An 11,994-nucleotide genomic window follows, 5' to 3' on the forward strand; every position below is an offset into this window, starting at 1 on the left:
CTGTAACGTCCCTGCAACACACCTCGCGCATTCCTGAAATCGGGCCTCGTCACACTGAAGCTCTCAGTCACCCGAATGTGAGGTTCTTCATGGATGCTCCAGGCAACATCTCCTGGGCGATCACCGCGACCGCCCTCGTCCTGCTCATGACGCCCGGCGTCGCCTTCTTCTACGGCGGCCTCGTGAAGGCCAAGAGCGTCGTCAGCATGATGATGATGAGCTTCGGCTCCATCGGTCTCGTCGCGGTGCTCTGGATCCTCTTCGGCTTCTCGATGAGCGCGGTCGACAACCCGATGGCGTTCGCGGGCAACCCCTTCGCCGACTTCGGTCTCTCGAGCCTCGCCTCGGGTGAGGGCTCCAACGTCGCCCTGCTCGGCGTGGCCTACGGCGCGACCTTCGCGATCATCACGGTCGCCCTCATCTCCGGCGCCATCGCCGACCGCGCGAAGTTCGGCAGCTGGCTGATCTTCGCCGGCGTGTTCGCGACCGTCGGCTACTTCCCGGTCGCCGCATGGGTCTGGGGTGGCGGCTGGATCATGAACCTGGGCACCACCCTGTTCGGCGAGGACAGCGGCATCGGCGTCATCGACTACGCGGGTGGCACGGCCGTGCACATCAACGCGGGTGCCGCGGCACTCGCCCTCGCGCTGGTCCTCGGCAAGCGCATCGGCTTCCAGAAGGGCATCCTCAAGCCGCACAACGTGCCGCTGACCCTGCTCGGCGCCGCGCTGCTGTGGTTCGGCTGGTTCGGCTTCAACGCCGGAGCCGAGTGGCTCGCGGAGGACATGGGCGGTGTCGGTCTCATCGGACTCAACACTCTCGGTGCCACGGCAGCCGCCATCCTCGGTTGGATCCTGGTCGAGAAGATCAAGGACGGCAAGCCGACCTCCGTCGGAGCGGCGTCGGGAGCCGTCGCCGGTCTCGTGGCGATCACCCCGGCCTGCGCCAACCTGACGCCGGGGTGGGCCCTGCTGCTCGGAGCTGTCGCCGGTGTCGTCTGCGCCCTGGCCATCGAGCTCAAGTTCCGCCTCGGCTTCGACGACTCGCTCGACGTGGTCGGCATCCACCTCGTCGGCGGTCTCATCGGAACCATCTACCTCGGCTTCTTCGCGACCGACACCGGCCTCTTCGTCGGCGGCGACGCCCGCCAGCTGGCCGTGCAGGTCATCGCCGCGGCCGGCGTGCTGATCTACTCATTCGTCGTCGCTTTCATCATCGGCTTCGCGATCCAGAAGACGATCGGCTTCCGCGTCACCAACGAGGACGAGATCGCCGGCGTCGACCAGGTCGTCCACGGCGAGGAGGGCTACGCGCTCGCAGACGCGTGAGCTGCCCTAGGGTGACCGTGTGGGCAACGGCAACGGCATCCTGAACGCACTCTCGCAGATCCTCATCCGCGCATTCGGATCGACCAGGGCCTCTCGGACGACGACTCGTCCGAGAGGCCCTGTCGCGCGTGTCCGCAGGTCCGCCGAGACGGAGAACGTCAGCGGTGCCGGGCGAGGCGCGGATGCCGTCGCTGCCGCCACAGTGCGGATCGATCCCGACCGCGTCGACGACCTGCGCATCGGCTATGCGCCGGACCGCGACGGAGCGCCGGACGCCGGCGAGATCATCTGGACCTGGGTGCCCTACGAGGAGAACGACGGGCGCGGCAAGGATCGACCTCTGCTCGTGATCGGACGTCAGTCGACGGATCGGGTCTACGCCGTGCGGATGACGAGTCGCGCGCACGACGGCGACCGGGACTACCTGTCGATCGGATCGGGGGAGTGGGACTCGCAGCGACGCGAGTCGTGGGTCGACATCGAGCAGCTCTACAGCGTGCACGAGACGGGTCTTCGGCGAGAGGCCGCCGTGCTCGACCGGGCGCGGTACGGACGGGTGGCTGCGGCGCTGTCCCGTCGCTACGGATGGACGGTCGGGTGACCCTGCGCACGTCGACGACCGCCCCGAGCGTTCTTCGGACCTGACCGCCGCACGCGGCTGAGCAGCCACACCGCGGCGCCCGCGCAGAGCAGGGTGGCGAGAAGCCCCACGACGTGCGCGAGCAGCGAGGGCAGCCCGCGCTCCGGGAGCAGGAAGCCGTAGGGGACCCAGCCGTCCGTGACGCCTCGCACCAGCACCACGGCGAGCCACAGCAGGGGATAGGGGAGGACGAGCCACAGCCGTCGCCAGGGCAGGCTCGGCCGGTCGTCGATCAGTGTCCAGTCCAGGACGAGCAGAACCGGGAGGACCGTGTGCAGGATCAGGCTCACCCACGCGGGGGCCGACCCCGTGCCCGGCACGAGGAGGTTGTAGACGAGACCGACGACGATCATGCACGCGACGGCGGCGCCGCGGGCTGTGGACAGCCACGCGGGTGCGCGGCGGCCGCGGAGCGGAGCGGGTCGACGTCATCCGATCAGGGTACGAGGAATCCTCTCCAATCCGTTTCGCGGCGGGTTGCGAACCATCAGTGAGCCGCACGAAGCGGCGCCACCAAGGAGGAATCATGCGTTTCATCCCCACCAAGGTCCACGGAATCCTCGACTACGTCGTCGGCGTGGCGCTCATCGCGGCACCATGGCTGTTCGGCTTCGCGAGCCTGGGCGGCCCCGCAGTCATCATCCCGATCGTGCTCGGCGTTGGCCTGATCGTCTACAGCCTGTTCACGAAGTACGAATGGGGCCCCTTCGGCTTCATCCCGATGCCCGTCCACCTCGTGTTCGACATCGTCGCCAGCCTCTTCCTGGCCCTTTCGCCCTGGATCTTCGGCTTCGCGAACCAGGCCCCGAACGTGTGGCTCCCGCACGTCGTCGTCGGCGTCGCTGTCATCGTCGTGGTGCTGTTCTCGCAGCCGCAGCCCGCGAAGGTCAAGGCCGCTCGCGCCTGACCCCACAGACCGAGGGCCCACAGGAACGATCGGTCCGTTCCTGTGGGCCCTCACCTCTGCATGGCCACGGCCACCCATCGCGCGTACAGCTGCCATGGATCGCGGGTCGTGCGTAGTGCGGCGACATGGTGCTCGAGCTCCGTCGTGAACGTGAACCACTCGCCGCCCTCGCGGATCGACGCGAACTCGCGGTGCCTGGCCTGCTCGACGTCTCGGCCGCCCGGCTCGAACGCCAGCAGCTCCTCGTGGCGGATCGCGGCGAGGCGCTGACGCGGCCGACCGCTCGTGCCGATCTTCACCCGCCGGTCGTAGCGCAGGTAATAGACGACCTCGACGATCGGCCGGGGCAGATCGGCGTCCGGAGCGTCGCCGAACCGCCACCCGCACCACGCGCAGGCGAGGTCGCCGGCGACGCGCACGGCGTCGACGCGGCCGCACAGCGGGCACGGGTCGGGGAGCGTGATTTTCGGCACAGCGCGACACTAACCGCAGGTCCCGACACTCAGCCCAACCGAGAGGAGATCGTCGAGCAACGAGGTCACGGCATTGCGCTGACAACGTCTGGGCGGCTCGATGGAAAGGAAGAAACCCCGCAGGCCGGGGCCGCGGGGCTTCTGTGTGGTGGGCGATACCGGACTCGAACCGATGACCTCTTCCGTGTGAAGGAAGCGCGCTACCAACTGCGCCAATCGCCCATACCCGAGGGGTACGTCAACCGATACTACCCGACGCTCACGACGCTCGACGACCACTCCGAGGGACACGCGCGAGAATCGACACCGGTTTGGACACCGGCCGATCATCGGCTAATGTTTCATAAGTGCCCGGGACAACAACCGGGAACAACGCGGATGTAGCGCAGTTGGTAGCGCACAACCTTGCCAAGGTTGGGGTCGCGAGTTCGAGTCTCGTCATCCGCTCAAGTGCAAGGGCCTTCTTCGGAGGGCCTTCAGCACGTGGGGTCAATCCACACGGTGGCGTGGCCGAGCGGCTAGGCACCGGCCTGCAAAGCCGTTTACACGGGTTCGAATCCCGTCGCCACCTCTCAGAAACTGAATAGCCCACACGGGCGCGATTGGCGCAGCGGTAGCGCGCTTCCCTGACACGGAAGAGGTCACTGGTTCGATCCCAGTATCGCGCACAGACAAACCCCCGGTTTCCGCCGGGGGTTTTCTCGTATCCGGCGGTCGTCGCGGCGATAGCTGAACTCGGTCGAACATGTGCGATGCTTGTCCTCACCACCGAGTGATCACCTCGATCGCGCCTCGTCAAACAGGTTCCCGTGGCAGACGAGGATCGCAACATCGTGGGACGTCTCATTTACGAGGGTGACGAGAAGGTCGACATCGAAGACCGGGCACTCACCCACCTGCAGCTGGTCATGACCGCGAAGCTCCGTCGGGGCGAGCCGTTCGCCTTCAGCTGGGCGAACGAGTCGAGTCTGGGCGGAGGCCGCATCACTGTGTGGGTGCACGCCGGCAGCGCGCTCGCCTTCAAGTACTTCGGCAGCAGACAGCCCTCGATCAATCGCGCGTGGATCGACGCCCTCGCCGTCACCGCGAACAGCCCCGGTGGGCTGCGCCTGGTGCCCGAGCCGGCCGAGACGCCGCTCCAGGGCGGTCTCGAAGTCGCCGAAGCGTCATAGCTCTACCCCGCGCTTCGGCATCCTGCAAGCCCCTCTCGCCAACCGCCGTTCCCGTCGTACGGTGGCTGAGCAACGATGGGGAGGTAGCGCACATGAAGCTGACGCACGTCGAGATCGACGGCCGGGACTTCGTCCTCAGCGGCGAGCGCGATCTCGTCCACGTGATGTCGCAGATCGAAGCGGCGGCAGCGTCGCCTCCCGCTTTCGTCGATCTCTCCGATGGTGACGATCTGGTGAGCGTGCTCATCCATTCGACGTCCCGTGTGGTGGTCTCCGTGGAGACGGACCAGCGTTCGCCGGCCGAGTACGAGCCGCTGTCGTACCCGAACAACGATTGGGATTGGTGAACGGATGACCGCGTCATCCTCGGACGTCTTCTGGGCGTGCGTCGAAGAAGGCTTCCATGTGGGCAGCCGTGGCGGAGACTTCCTCGGTTACGTGGATCGGCAGGCGAGCGGCGAGTTCCGCGCCTTCGACGCACGGTCCGAGCAGCTCGGAGACTTCGCCACTCTCGCAGAGGCGACCGCAGCCGTGGCTGCGCGCGCGGAACGACTCGACCTCGACGGCATGCTCGCCGGCGACGATCTGCAGGGGACGGTTTCGTGACAGGACAGGGCACCGACGTGCTGTCGCTCGTCTACACCAGCAGCGCGTCGCAGCCGTTCCGCGAGACCGCGCTCGTGCAGCTGCTGACGGAGTGTCGACGCAACAACGCGGCGGTGGATGTCACGGGCATGCTGCTCTACCGCGGCGGGCGTTTCATCCAGGTGCTGGAGGGCGTCGCCGACACCGTTCGGGAGCTGGCCGAGCGCATCCGACGGGATCCCCGTCACCACGACATGCGCGTGCTCCTCGAGGAACGCGTGTCGCAGCGGCGCTTCCCTGACTGGACCATGGGGTATCGCGCGCTGCGAGGAGGCGAGGACGCGGCGCCGGAGGGGTATCGCGACTCGTTCGCGGACCTCGACGCCGACTCCGACGAGGACACCGCTCGTCGCGCTCTGGCAGAGCTCACGCTCTGGTTCCGGGTGCGCAGTGCGGCATCCGTCGACGCCTGAGCCGCCGCAGACACGAGAAGGGCCGGACGATCAGCCCGGCCCTTCGCTCGCACATCAGCGCATCAGCGCGTCACCCGTTCAGTCCGCCTGGACGAGGATCTTCGCGCCTGCGCCGCCACGGAGCGCGTGGATGGCGTCGACGACACCCTCGAGCGGAACCTCCTGCACCCAGCCGGTGGTGTCGTACACGCCCTGGGACATCGCCTCGATGACCGCGTCGAAGTCCTCGGGCAGGTACGCGAGCGCGCCGGAGATCTCGGTCTCGGCCATCACGAGCTGCGTCGGCAGGAACTCCATCGGACGCTCGTGGATCGCGACCACCACGACACGTCCGCCCGGCACGAGACTCGCGAGGGACGAGGTCACGGCGGGGCCGGCCCCCGCTGCATCGAACGCCACGTCCACGCCGTCGCCGCCGGTGAGCTCTGCCACCGCCTGACCCAGGTCCTCGTTCACGGGGTCGACGACGGTCGCGCCGAGAGCGGAGATGATCGCGCGGCGGTCGGCACTCGGCTCGGAGACCAGCACCTTCTGCACGCCTTGCGCCTTGAGCGCGAACCAGACCCCGATGCCGATGGGGCCCGCGCCGGCGATCAGGGCGCTGCCGCCCTCCGCGACACCACTACGGGACACGGCGTGCCAGGCGACGGACATCGGCTCGACGAGAGCGCCCATCCGCAGGTCGACGTTCTCGGGGAGCACATGCAGCTTCGAGGCGTCGACGGTGGTGAACTCCGCCATGCCGCCGCCGTGCGAGCTGAGCCCGTGGAAGCCGATCTTCTGGCAGGCGTTGAACATGCCGCGACGGCACGCCGTGCACTCTCCGCAGTAGTAGATCGGCCAGACGGCCACGCGATCTCCGACTGCCACGTCCGTCACGCCCTCGCCGAGCTCGACGACGGTGCCGGAGAACTCGTGGCCGAGGATCTGGGGGAGGGTCGAGCCCGTGACGGGATGCGGGTGGTCGAAGTCCAGTCCGGCTGCCTCGGGGGTGTAGTAGACGTGCAGGTCGGACCCGCAGATCCCCGCGAACGCGTTGCGCAGCTTCACCTGCCCCGGGCCGGGGGTGGGCTCGGGGACGTCCTCGACGCGGAGGTCCTCCTTGGCGTGGAACAGTGCGGCCTTCATCCTTCTCTCCATTCCGGTGGCCGTCAGCGCAGCCACCACTCCGGTGACGCCGCGAGGATGAGCCTCACGGCACGGTCGATGTCGTCGTCTCCCGATCGCAGCCACTCCTCGATCGCCCCGACCGTGCCGGAGGCGGCGTAGGCCACGGCGATCGCCAACGCCGCCGCGTCGTGCGCGAAGACGTCGGGGACGATCTCGGGGTGGAGCTCGACCCACAGCAGCAGTCCGGCTCGGATCGAGCGGTCGAGGTTGTCGCGCACGGGCGCGGCGAGGAGCGGATGCATGGCGCCGCGATACACGCGGGCACGCCGCTGCACGTGCTCGAGGAGCGCTCGCTCGCCGTCGCCGATCTCGTCGGTGCGCGGAAGCACCTCCATCGCCTCGGCGATCTCGGCCGCGAGCGCATCGGCGAGCAGTGCGACCGTGCTCTCGGAGTGACGGTAGAACGTGTCCCTCGTCACGCCGGCTTCGGCGCACACGGCAGCGACCGTGACGTCGCCGATCGGCATCCGCTCGCCGAGCGCGAGGACTGCCGCGCGGAGGCCGTCTCTCGTGCGTCGCGCTCGTGCATCCACCCTTCGACTTTATCTGACAGGTGTCAGACAAGTGACGATCCTGGAGAATTCGTCTGCGAGTTGGACCAAGGATCGAGGCGTCTACGACCTTCAGCCCGGAGGAAATCGACAAAAGGAGAAAAAGCCCGTTCATGCGGTGGATAAGAGGGGTCACACGCCACACCGGTCACAGGGGCCCCATTGTCACCATCTGAGAATTCGCCTAACGTATTCTCCACGTCGGTCCACGGGAGGGTGGTCGGCGGACCTTGAGGGGGGTCGTAGTCGTGGTCAGGGGGAGTGGTCGGCGTCGCCTGCGGCGCTCGATCGTCGCGATGACGACCGCCATCGCGGTCATCGCCGCGGGGCTCACGCTCGGCACCGCGCAGACCGCGGAAGCCGCCGTCGTCCAGTGGGGGACGAACTCCGGCACCGCGCCCAACTACCAGGCCAACGTCAACGGCGACTTCATCATGGCCGGCAACGGAGTGCTCGCGTGTTCGGCGACGACGGCCACGACCAACGGCACCTGCGCCGACCTGCACGCCGCATCGAGCACCAACGCGCAGAACGTCAATGACAACTTCGTCATGACCCAGAACAACTCGGTCACGGGCTTCACGTCGAACTCCAGCAGTGCGACGATCACCGTCCCCGCCGGTGCGACGGTCGTCAAGGCCTTCCTCACCTGGAGCGCGAACACCGGCGTGTACACGGGCGACACCCGCCGCCTCTGCTCGCAGTACTCCGCGGCGCGCGGCGTCGCGACCATGCCAGCGGGAAGTGCGACGGGGTACACGACGAGGGCCGTGCAGCTCAAGGTCGGCGGCGCCGGCATCATCGAGGTGGCACCCCAGAGCATGCTGCAGGATCCCGCATCGCAGGCGACCGCGCTCTACTACTCCGCCAGCGCCGACGTGACCTCGGCTTTCGCCTCGGTCACCACCGGCTCGGAGATCACCATCTCGGCGGGCAACATCTGGACCCCGACCGGCGCGGGCTGCTACGCGGGCTGGTCGATCAACGTCGTCTACGACTACGGGACCTTCATCCCCGACAACCCCGCCTCGGTGCCGCACAACATCATCTACTACGAGGGCCACGTTCGCCAGGGTGCGAACGACGCCGACCTCACAGTCGCCTTCAACGGGTTCACGGCGGTCGCCGCCGGCACCCGCGTCGGTTTCACGCTCTTCGAGGGCGACCGGAACATCACGGGGGATGCGGCCTCGTACTCGCGCGGCGGATCGACGACCTACACGGAGATCCCCAACGCGGCAGGAGCCACCGGCAACATCGGCATCTCGCGGGCGATCGGCTCGGTGAGATACACGGGAACGGCCGGGACCGCGTTCACCAACCAGAGCGTCGACGTCGCGACAGCGCCCCTGACCAACGTGGTGGCGGGGGATTCCACCGTGAACCTGCGGCTCGGCACGTCCGGCGACTCGTACCTGCTGCGCAACGCGATGCTCTCGGTGCCGACCGCCGGTCTGCAGCTGGTGAAGACCTACGACGGAACCCTCGACACGCAGTCGCGCACGGCGGGCGAGCTCGCGACGTTCACGATCCGTATCACGAACACCGGCGCAGGAACCCTGCGGAACATCGTCGTGACCGACGATCAGGCGGGCTGCGCGAGGAACCTCGGCACCCTGACGCTCGCTCCTCTGCAGTCGACGACGTACACCTGCACCGCGACGGCACCGTCGTCGACGGGATACGTGTCGACGGCGGAGGCCACCGCGAGAACGGTGGTCGGCGACTTCCTCGCCCAGGACAGCGACAGCACCACGGTGCTGCTCAGCGCCATCAGCCTGACGAAGACGAGCGCTCTGGCGGCGGGCGGCACCGGACGCGCCGGCGACGTCGTGGTCTACACGTTCACCGTCACGAACACCGGTCAGTCCACGTTGCGCGACATCGTGATCAGCGACCCGCTCGTCGGGCTCTCCGCGATCACCTTCGGGGCGTGGCCCGGCACGACAGGAGTGCTGACACCCGGACAGTCCGTCACGGCGACGGCGACGTACACGCTGAAGCAGACGGACGTGGATGCCGGATCGGTCGCCAACACGGCCACGGTCAGCGCCGCAGACGACGACGGGGGAGTGCGACCCTCCGGCTCGGCGAACCGGGTGACCCCGATCGCGGCTGCGGGTGCCGTGACCGTGACGAAGACGGGTGCGCTCGCCAGCGGATCGACGGGGCGTGTGGGCGACCGCATCAACTACTCGTTCACGATCCGCAACACCGGCAACGTCACCCTCGCGAACGCCTCTCTGGTCGATCCGCTGCCCGGGCTCTCGCCACCGGTCATCACCTGGCCCACCGCGACCGCCGGAAGCCTCCCCGTCGGTCAGACCGCCACCGCCACCGCCTTCTACACCATCACCCAGGCGGATGTGGACGCCGGAAGCGTCCGCAACACCGCCACCGCCTCCGCTCGGACGCCGAACGGCACCACGGTGTCCGGCTCGTCCCCCCAGACCACCGTCCCCACCGTCGCCTCGGCACCGGGACTCACGACGACGAAGTCCGGCTCCGTCACCCAGGGCACCGGCGGCGTCGGCAGCACCATCACCTACAGCTTCACCGCCCGCAACACCGGCAACACGACACTGACGTCCGTCGCCATCTCCGACCCGCTCGCCGGTCTCTCCGCACTCGCGTACAGCTGGCCGGGAACCGCCGGCACCCTCGCACCCGGTCAGGCGGTCACCGCCACCGCGACGTACACGATCACACAGGCCGATGTCGACGCGGGCGCCGTGCGCAACACGGCCACGGGCACCGCCCGGACCCCCGCCGGGGCTACGCTGACGGTGCCGAGCAGTCAGTCGGTCGTGTCGACCGCGGCATCCGCTCCCGCCGTCACCTTCACGAAGACCGGCGCGCTCGCACCGGGCAGCACGGGCCGCGCCGGCGACGTCGTCACCTACACCTTCCGTCTCGCGAACAGCGGTAACGTGACGCTCACCGAGGCAGCGATCTCCGACCCGCTGGCCGGGCTGTCGGCACTCGCCTACACGTGGCCGGGCACGGCGGGCACGCTCGCACCGGGGCAGGCGGTCACGGCCACGGCCACCTACACGCTCAAGCAATCGGATGTCGACGCCGGCTCCGTCGCCAACACCGCGACGGCGACCGCGCTGCCGCCCAGCGGCGCCCGCCTCACGCAGACCAGGGCCTTCACCCTGCCGGTGACGCCGACCGGTGCGCTGACCGTGCTCAAGTCCGGGACCGTCACCTCGGGCACAGGCGGGGTCGGCAGCACCGTCACCTATTCGTTCTCGGCGACCAACAACGGCAACGTCACCCTGACGCAGGTGGCCATCGCGGACCCGCTCCCCGGTCTCTCGGCCATCACCTACACCTGGCCGGGCACGGCGGGCACGCTCGCCCCCGGTCAGACGGTGCAGGGGCGCGCGACGTACACGGTGAGGCAGGCCGACGTCGACGCCGGCGCGGTGACCAACACTGCGACCGCGTCGGCCAGGACGCCAGGGGGCGCGGCGGTCACCGGCTCGTCTCCGACGACCCGCGTGACGACTGCGGCGGCCGCACCGGCGACCACGACCACGAAGTCGGCGACAGTCTCGGGCACCGCTGCCGTCGGCGACGTCGTCACCTACACCGTGCGCACGACCAACACCGGCAACGTCACACTCACCGGCGTGACCGTCTCGGACACCCTGCCGGGCCTCTCGGCCTTCACCTACACGTGGCCGGGCACGGCGGGCACCCTCGCTCCCGGCCAGACCGTCACCGCCGTCGCGACCTACACGATCCGGCAGACGGATGTGAACGCGGGCTCGGTGCGCAACGTCGCCTCGTCGACCGCGGCCTACGGCACGACACCGGTGACGAGCACCTCGGGGACGGTCACGACGAACACCGTGGCGGCGTCCGCGGCGATCGTGACGACGAAGTCCGGGGCCCTGCAGAGCGGATCCTCCGGTCGCGCAGGCGACACGATCGTCTGGTCGATCACGCTCCGCAACTCCGGCAACGTCACCCTGACGGGCGTCTCGGTCGCCGACTCCCTTCCGGGGATCTCCGCGCCCTCCTACGGCACCTGGCCGAGCGGCACCGCTGGCGTGCTCCAGCCGGGTCAGACGGTCACCGCGACGGCCACGTCGACGATCTCGCAGACGGACGTGAACTCGGGCGCCGTGAGCAACACGGCGACCGGCTCCGGCACGCCGCCGAGCGGCACCGCGGTCACGAGCACGGCACCGGCGACCGTCTCGCTCGCCTCGGCCCCCGGCATCGTGATCTCCAAATCAGGGGCCGTGACGGCGGGCAACGGCTCGGTCGGCAGCACGATCACCTACACGTTCACGGCCCGCAACACGGGCAACGTCACTCTCACGGGTGTCGCGATCACCGATCCGCACCCCGGGCTCTCGAGCATCTCGTACACGTGGCCGGGCGCCGCGGGCACTCTGCAGCCGAACCAGACCGTCACCGCGACCGCGACGTACGCGGTCCGTCAGTCCGACGTCGACGCCGGGGCGGCCCGCAACACGGCGACGGTCGCCGGAACGCCGCCGACGGGTCCCGCGATCACGGCATCCTCCGGCGAGATCTCGGTCGCGACGGTCGCCGCGGCACCCGGGATCGCGGTGACGAAGACCGCCGCGGGGGGGCGGAGGCGGCGTCGGCAGCGTCGTCACCTACACGTTCCGTGCGACGAACACCGGGAACGTCACGCTCACCGGCGTCACGATC

At 68.9% G+C, this 11,994-nt stretch carries 18 protein-coding genes and 4 tRNA genes; 10 read left to right on the plus strand and 12 right to left on the minus strand.

Annotation, left to right across the window (positions count from 1 at the left end):
* The first annotated feature begins 89 nt into the window (after window positions 1-89).
* Entirely contained in the window at window positions 90-1,328 is a 1,239-nt protein-coding gene (locus tag MRBLWO14_RS17690) for an ammonium transporter (protein WP_341934367.1), read from the plus strand.
* 19 nt (window positions 1,329-1,347) lie between these two features.
* Window positions 1,348-1,929: a type II toxin-antitoxin system PemK/MazF family toxin gene (locus MRBLWO14_RS17695; protein WP_341934368.1), complete on the plus strand. Its 582-nt coding sequence runs from the start codon at window positions 1,348-1,350 to the stop codon at window positions 1,927-1,929.
* Here the strand turns inward: MRBLWO14_RS17695 and MRBLWO14_RS17700 are convergent.
* Window positions 1,908-2,354: a Pr6Pr family membrane protein gene (locus MRBLWO14_RS17700; protein WP_341936232.1), complete on the minus strand. Its 447-nt coding sequence runs from the start codon at window positions 2,352-2,354 to the stop codon at window positions 1,908-1,910. The two genes, MRBLWO14_RS17695 and MRBLWO14_RS17700, sit on opposite strands and share 22 nt — an antisense overlap.
* A gap of 140 nt (window positions 2,355-2,494) precedes the next feature.
* Here MRBLWO14_RS17700 and MRBLWO14_RS17705 point away from each other — a divergent pair, with 140 nt between their 5' ends.
* Window positions 2,495-2,875, plus strand: coding sequence for an SPW repeat protein (locus MRBLWO14_RS17705; protein WP_341934369.1), 381 nt, complete (start codon window positions 2,495-2,497; stop codon window positions 2,873-2,875).
* A gap of 50 nt (window positions 2,876-2,925) precedes the next feature.
* Here the strand turns inward: MRBLWO14_RS17705 and MRBLWO14_RS17710 are convergent, their stop codons facing one another.
* Window positions 2,926-3,348, minus strand: coding sequence for a GIY-YIG nuclease family protein (locus MRBLWO14_RS17710; protein WP_341934370.1), 423 nt, complete (start codon window positions 3,346-3,348; stop codon window positions 2,926-2,928).
* Between the two features lie 146 nt (window positions 3,349-3,494).
* A tRNA-Val gene (locus MRBLWO14_RS17715) sits at window positions 3,495-3,570 on the minus strand.
* 152 nt (window positions 3,571-3,722) lie between these two features.
* Between MRBLWO14_RS17715 and MRBLWO14_RS17720 the strand changes: the two genes are divergently transcribed.
* The 7 genes from MRBLWO14_RS17720 to MRBLWO14_RS17750 all read left to right on the plus strand — a co-directional run bounded on the left by MRBLWO14_RS17720 (window position 3,723) and on the right by MRBLWO14_RS17750 (window position 5,578).
* Window positions 3,723-3,795, plus strand: a tRNA-Gly gene (locus tag MRBLWO14_RS17720).
* A gap of 53 nt (window positions 3,796-3,848) precedes the next feature.
* Window positions 3,849-3,919, plus strand: a tRNA-Cys gene (locus MRBLWO14_RS17725).
* 25 nt (window positions 3,920-3,944) lie between these two features.
* Window positions 3,945-4,016, plus strand: a tRNA-Val gene (locus MRBLWO14_RS17730).
* A 165-nt stretch (window positions 4,017-4,181) separates the two neighbouring features.
* Entirely contained in the window at window positions 4,182-4,520 is a 339-nt protein-coding gene (locus MRBLWO14_RS17735; RefSeq protein WP_341934372.1) for an ATP-dependent DNA ligase, read from the plus strand.
* A 92-nt stretch (window positions 4,521-4,612) separates the two neighbouring features.
* Window positions 4,613-4,867: a hypothetical protein gene (locus MRBLWO14_RS17740; protein ID WP_341934373.1), complete on the plus strand. Its 255-nt coding sequence runs from the start codon at window positions 4,613-4,615 to the stop codon at window positions 4,865-4,867.
* Between the two features lie 4 nt (window positions 4,868-4,871).
* A complete protein-coding gene (locus MRBLWO14_RS17745) occupies window positions 4,872-5,126 on the plus strand; it encodes a hypothetical protein (protein ID WP_341934374.1) in 255 nt (84 codons plus the stop codon).
* Window positions 5,123-5,578: a BLUF domain-containing protein gene (locus tag MRBLWO14_RS17750; protein WP_341934375.1), complete on the plus strand. Its 456-nt coding sequence runs from the start codon at window positions 5,123-5,125 to the stop codon at window positions 5,576-5,578. Before MRBLWO14_RS17745 ends, MRBLWO14_RS17750 begins: the two co-directional genes overlap by 4 nt.
* 78 nt (window positions 5,579-5,656) lie before the next feature.
* On the opposite strand, the gene MRBLWO14_RS17755 is transcribed toward MRBLWO14_RS17750, so the two are convergent.
* From MRBLWO14_RS17755 to MRBLWO14_RS17795, 9 genes are all read right to left on the minus strand, one after another.
* A complete protein-coding gene (locus MRBLWO14_RS17755) occupies window positions 5,657-6,706 on the minus strand; it encodes a 2,3-butanediol dehydrogenase (RefSeq protein ID WP_341934376.1) in 1,050 nt (349 codons plus the stop codon).
* 23 nt (window positions 6,707-6,729) lie between these two features.
* Window positions 6,730-7,281, minus strand: a complete 552-nt coding sequence (locus MRBLWO14_RS17760) for a hypothetical protein (protein WP_341934377.1) — start codon at window positions 7,279-7,281, stop codon at window positions 6,730-6,732.
* A 421-nt stretch (window positions 7,282-7,702) separates the two neighbouring features.
* Window positions 7,703-8,122: a hypothetical protein gene (locus MRBLWO14_RS17765; protein ID WP_341934378.1), complete on the minus strand. Its 420-nt coding sequence runs from the start codon at window positions 8,120-8,122 to the stop codon at window positions 7,703-7,705.
* A 762-nt stretch (window positions 8,123-8,884) separates the two neighbouring features.
* Window positions 8,885-9,073, minus strand: coding sequence for a hypothetical protein (locus tag MRBLWO14_RS17770; protein ID WP_341934379.1), 189 nt, complete (start codon window positions 9,071-9,073; stop codon window positions 8,885-8,887).
* 90 nt (window positions 9,074-9,163) lie between these two features.
* Window positions 9,164-9,487, minus strand: a complete 324-nt coding sequence (locus MRBLWO14_RS17775; RefSeq protein ID WP_341934380.1) for a hypothetical protein — start codon at window positions 9,485-9,487, stop codon at window positions 9,164-9,166.
* 156 nt (window positions 9,488-9,643) lie between these two features.
* A complete protein-coding gene (locus MRBLWO14_RS17780; RefSeq protein WP_341934381.1) occupies window positions 9,644-9,844 on the minus strand; it encodes a hypothetical protein in 201 nt (66 codons plus the stop codon).
* An 825-nt stretch (window positions 9,845-10,669) separates the two neighbouring features.
* Window positions 10,670-10,891: a hypothetical protein gene (locus MRBLWO14_RS17785; protein WP_341934382.1), complete on the minus strand. Its 222-nt coding sequence runs from the start codon at window positions 10,889-10,891 to the stop codon at window positions 10,670-10,672.
* Between the two features lie 216 nt (window positions 10,892-11,107).
* Window positions 11,108-11,254 (minus strand): hypothetical protein, encoded by a 147-nt coding sequence (locus MRBLWO14_RS17790; protein ID WP_341934383.1) that lies wholly within the window; start codon window positions 11,252-11,254, stop codon window positions 11,108-11,110.
* A 120-nt stretch (window positions 11,255-11,374) separates the two neighbouring features.
* Window positions 11,375-11,593, minus strand: a complete 219-nt coding sequence (locus MRBLWO14_RS17795) for a hypothetical protein (RefSeq protein ID WP_341934384.1) — start codon at window positions 11,591-11,593, stop codon at window positions 11,375-11,377.
* Window positions 11,594-11,994: the final 401 nt, after the last annotated feature.

Origin of the sequence: Microbacterium sp. LWO14-1.2, assembly GCF_038397715.1 — a bacterium.
GTDB lineage: Bacteria > Actinomycetota > Actinomycetes > Actinomycetales > Microbacteriaceae > Microbacterium.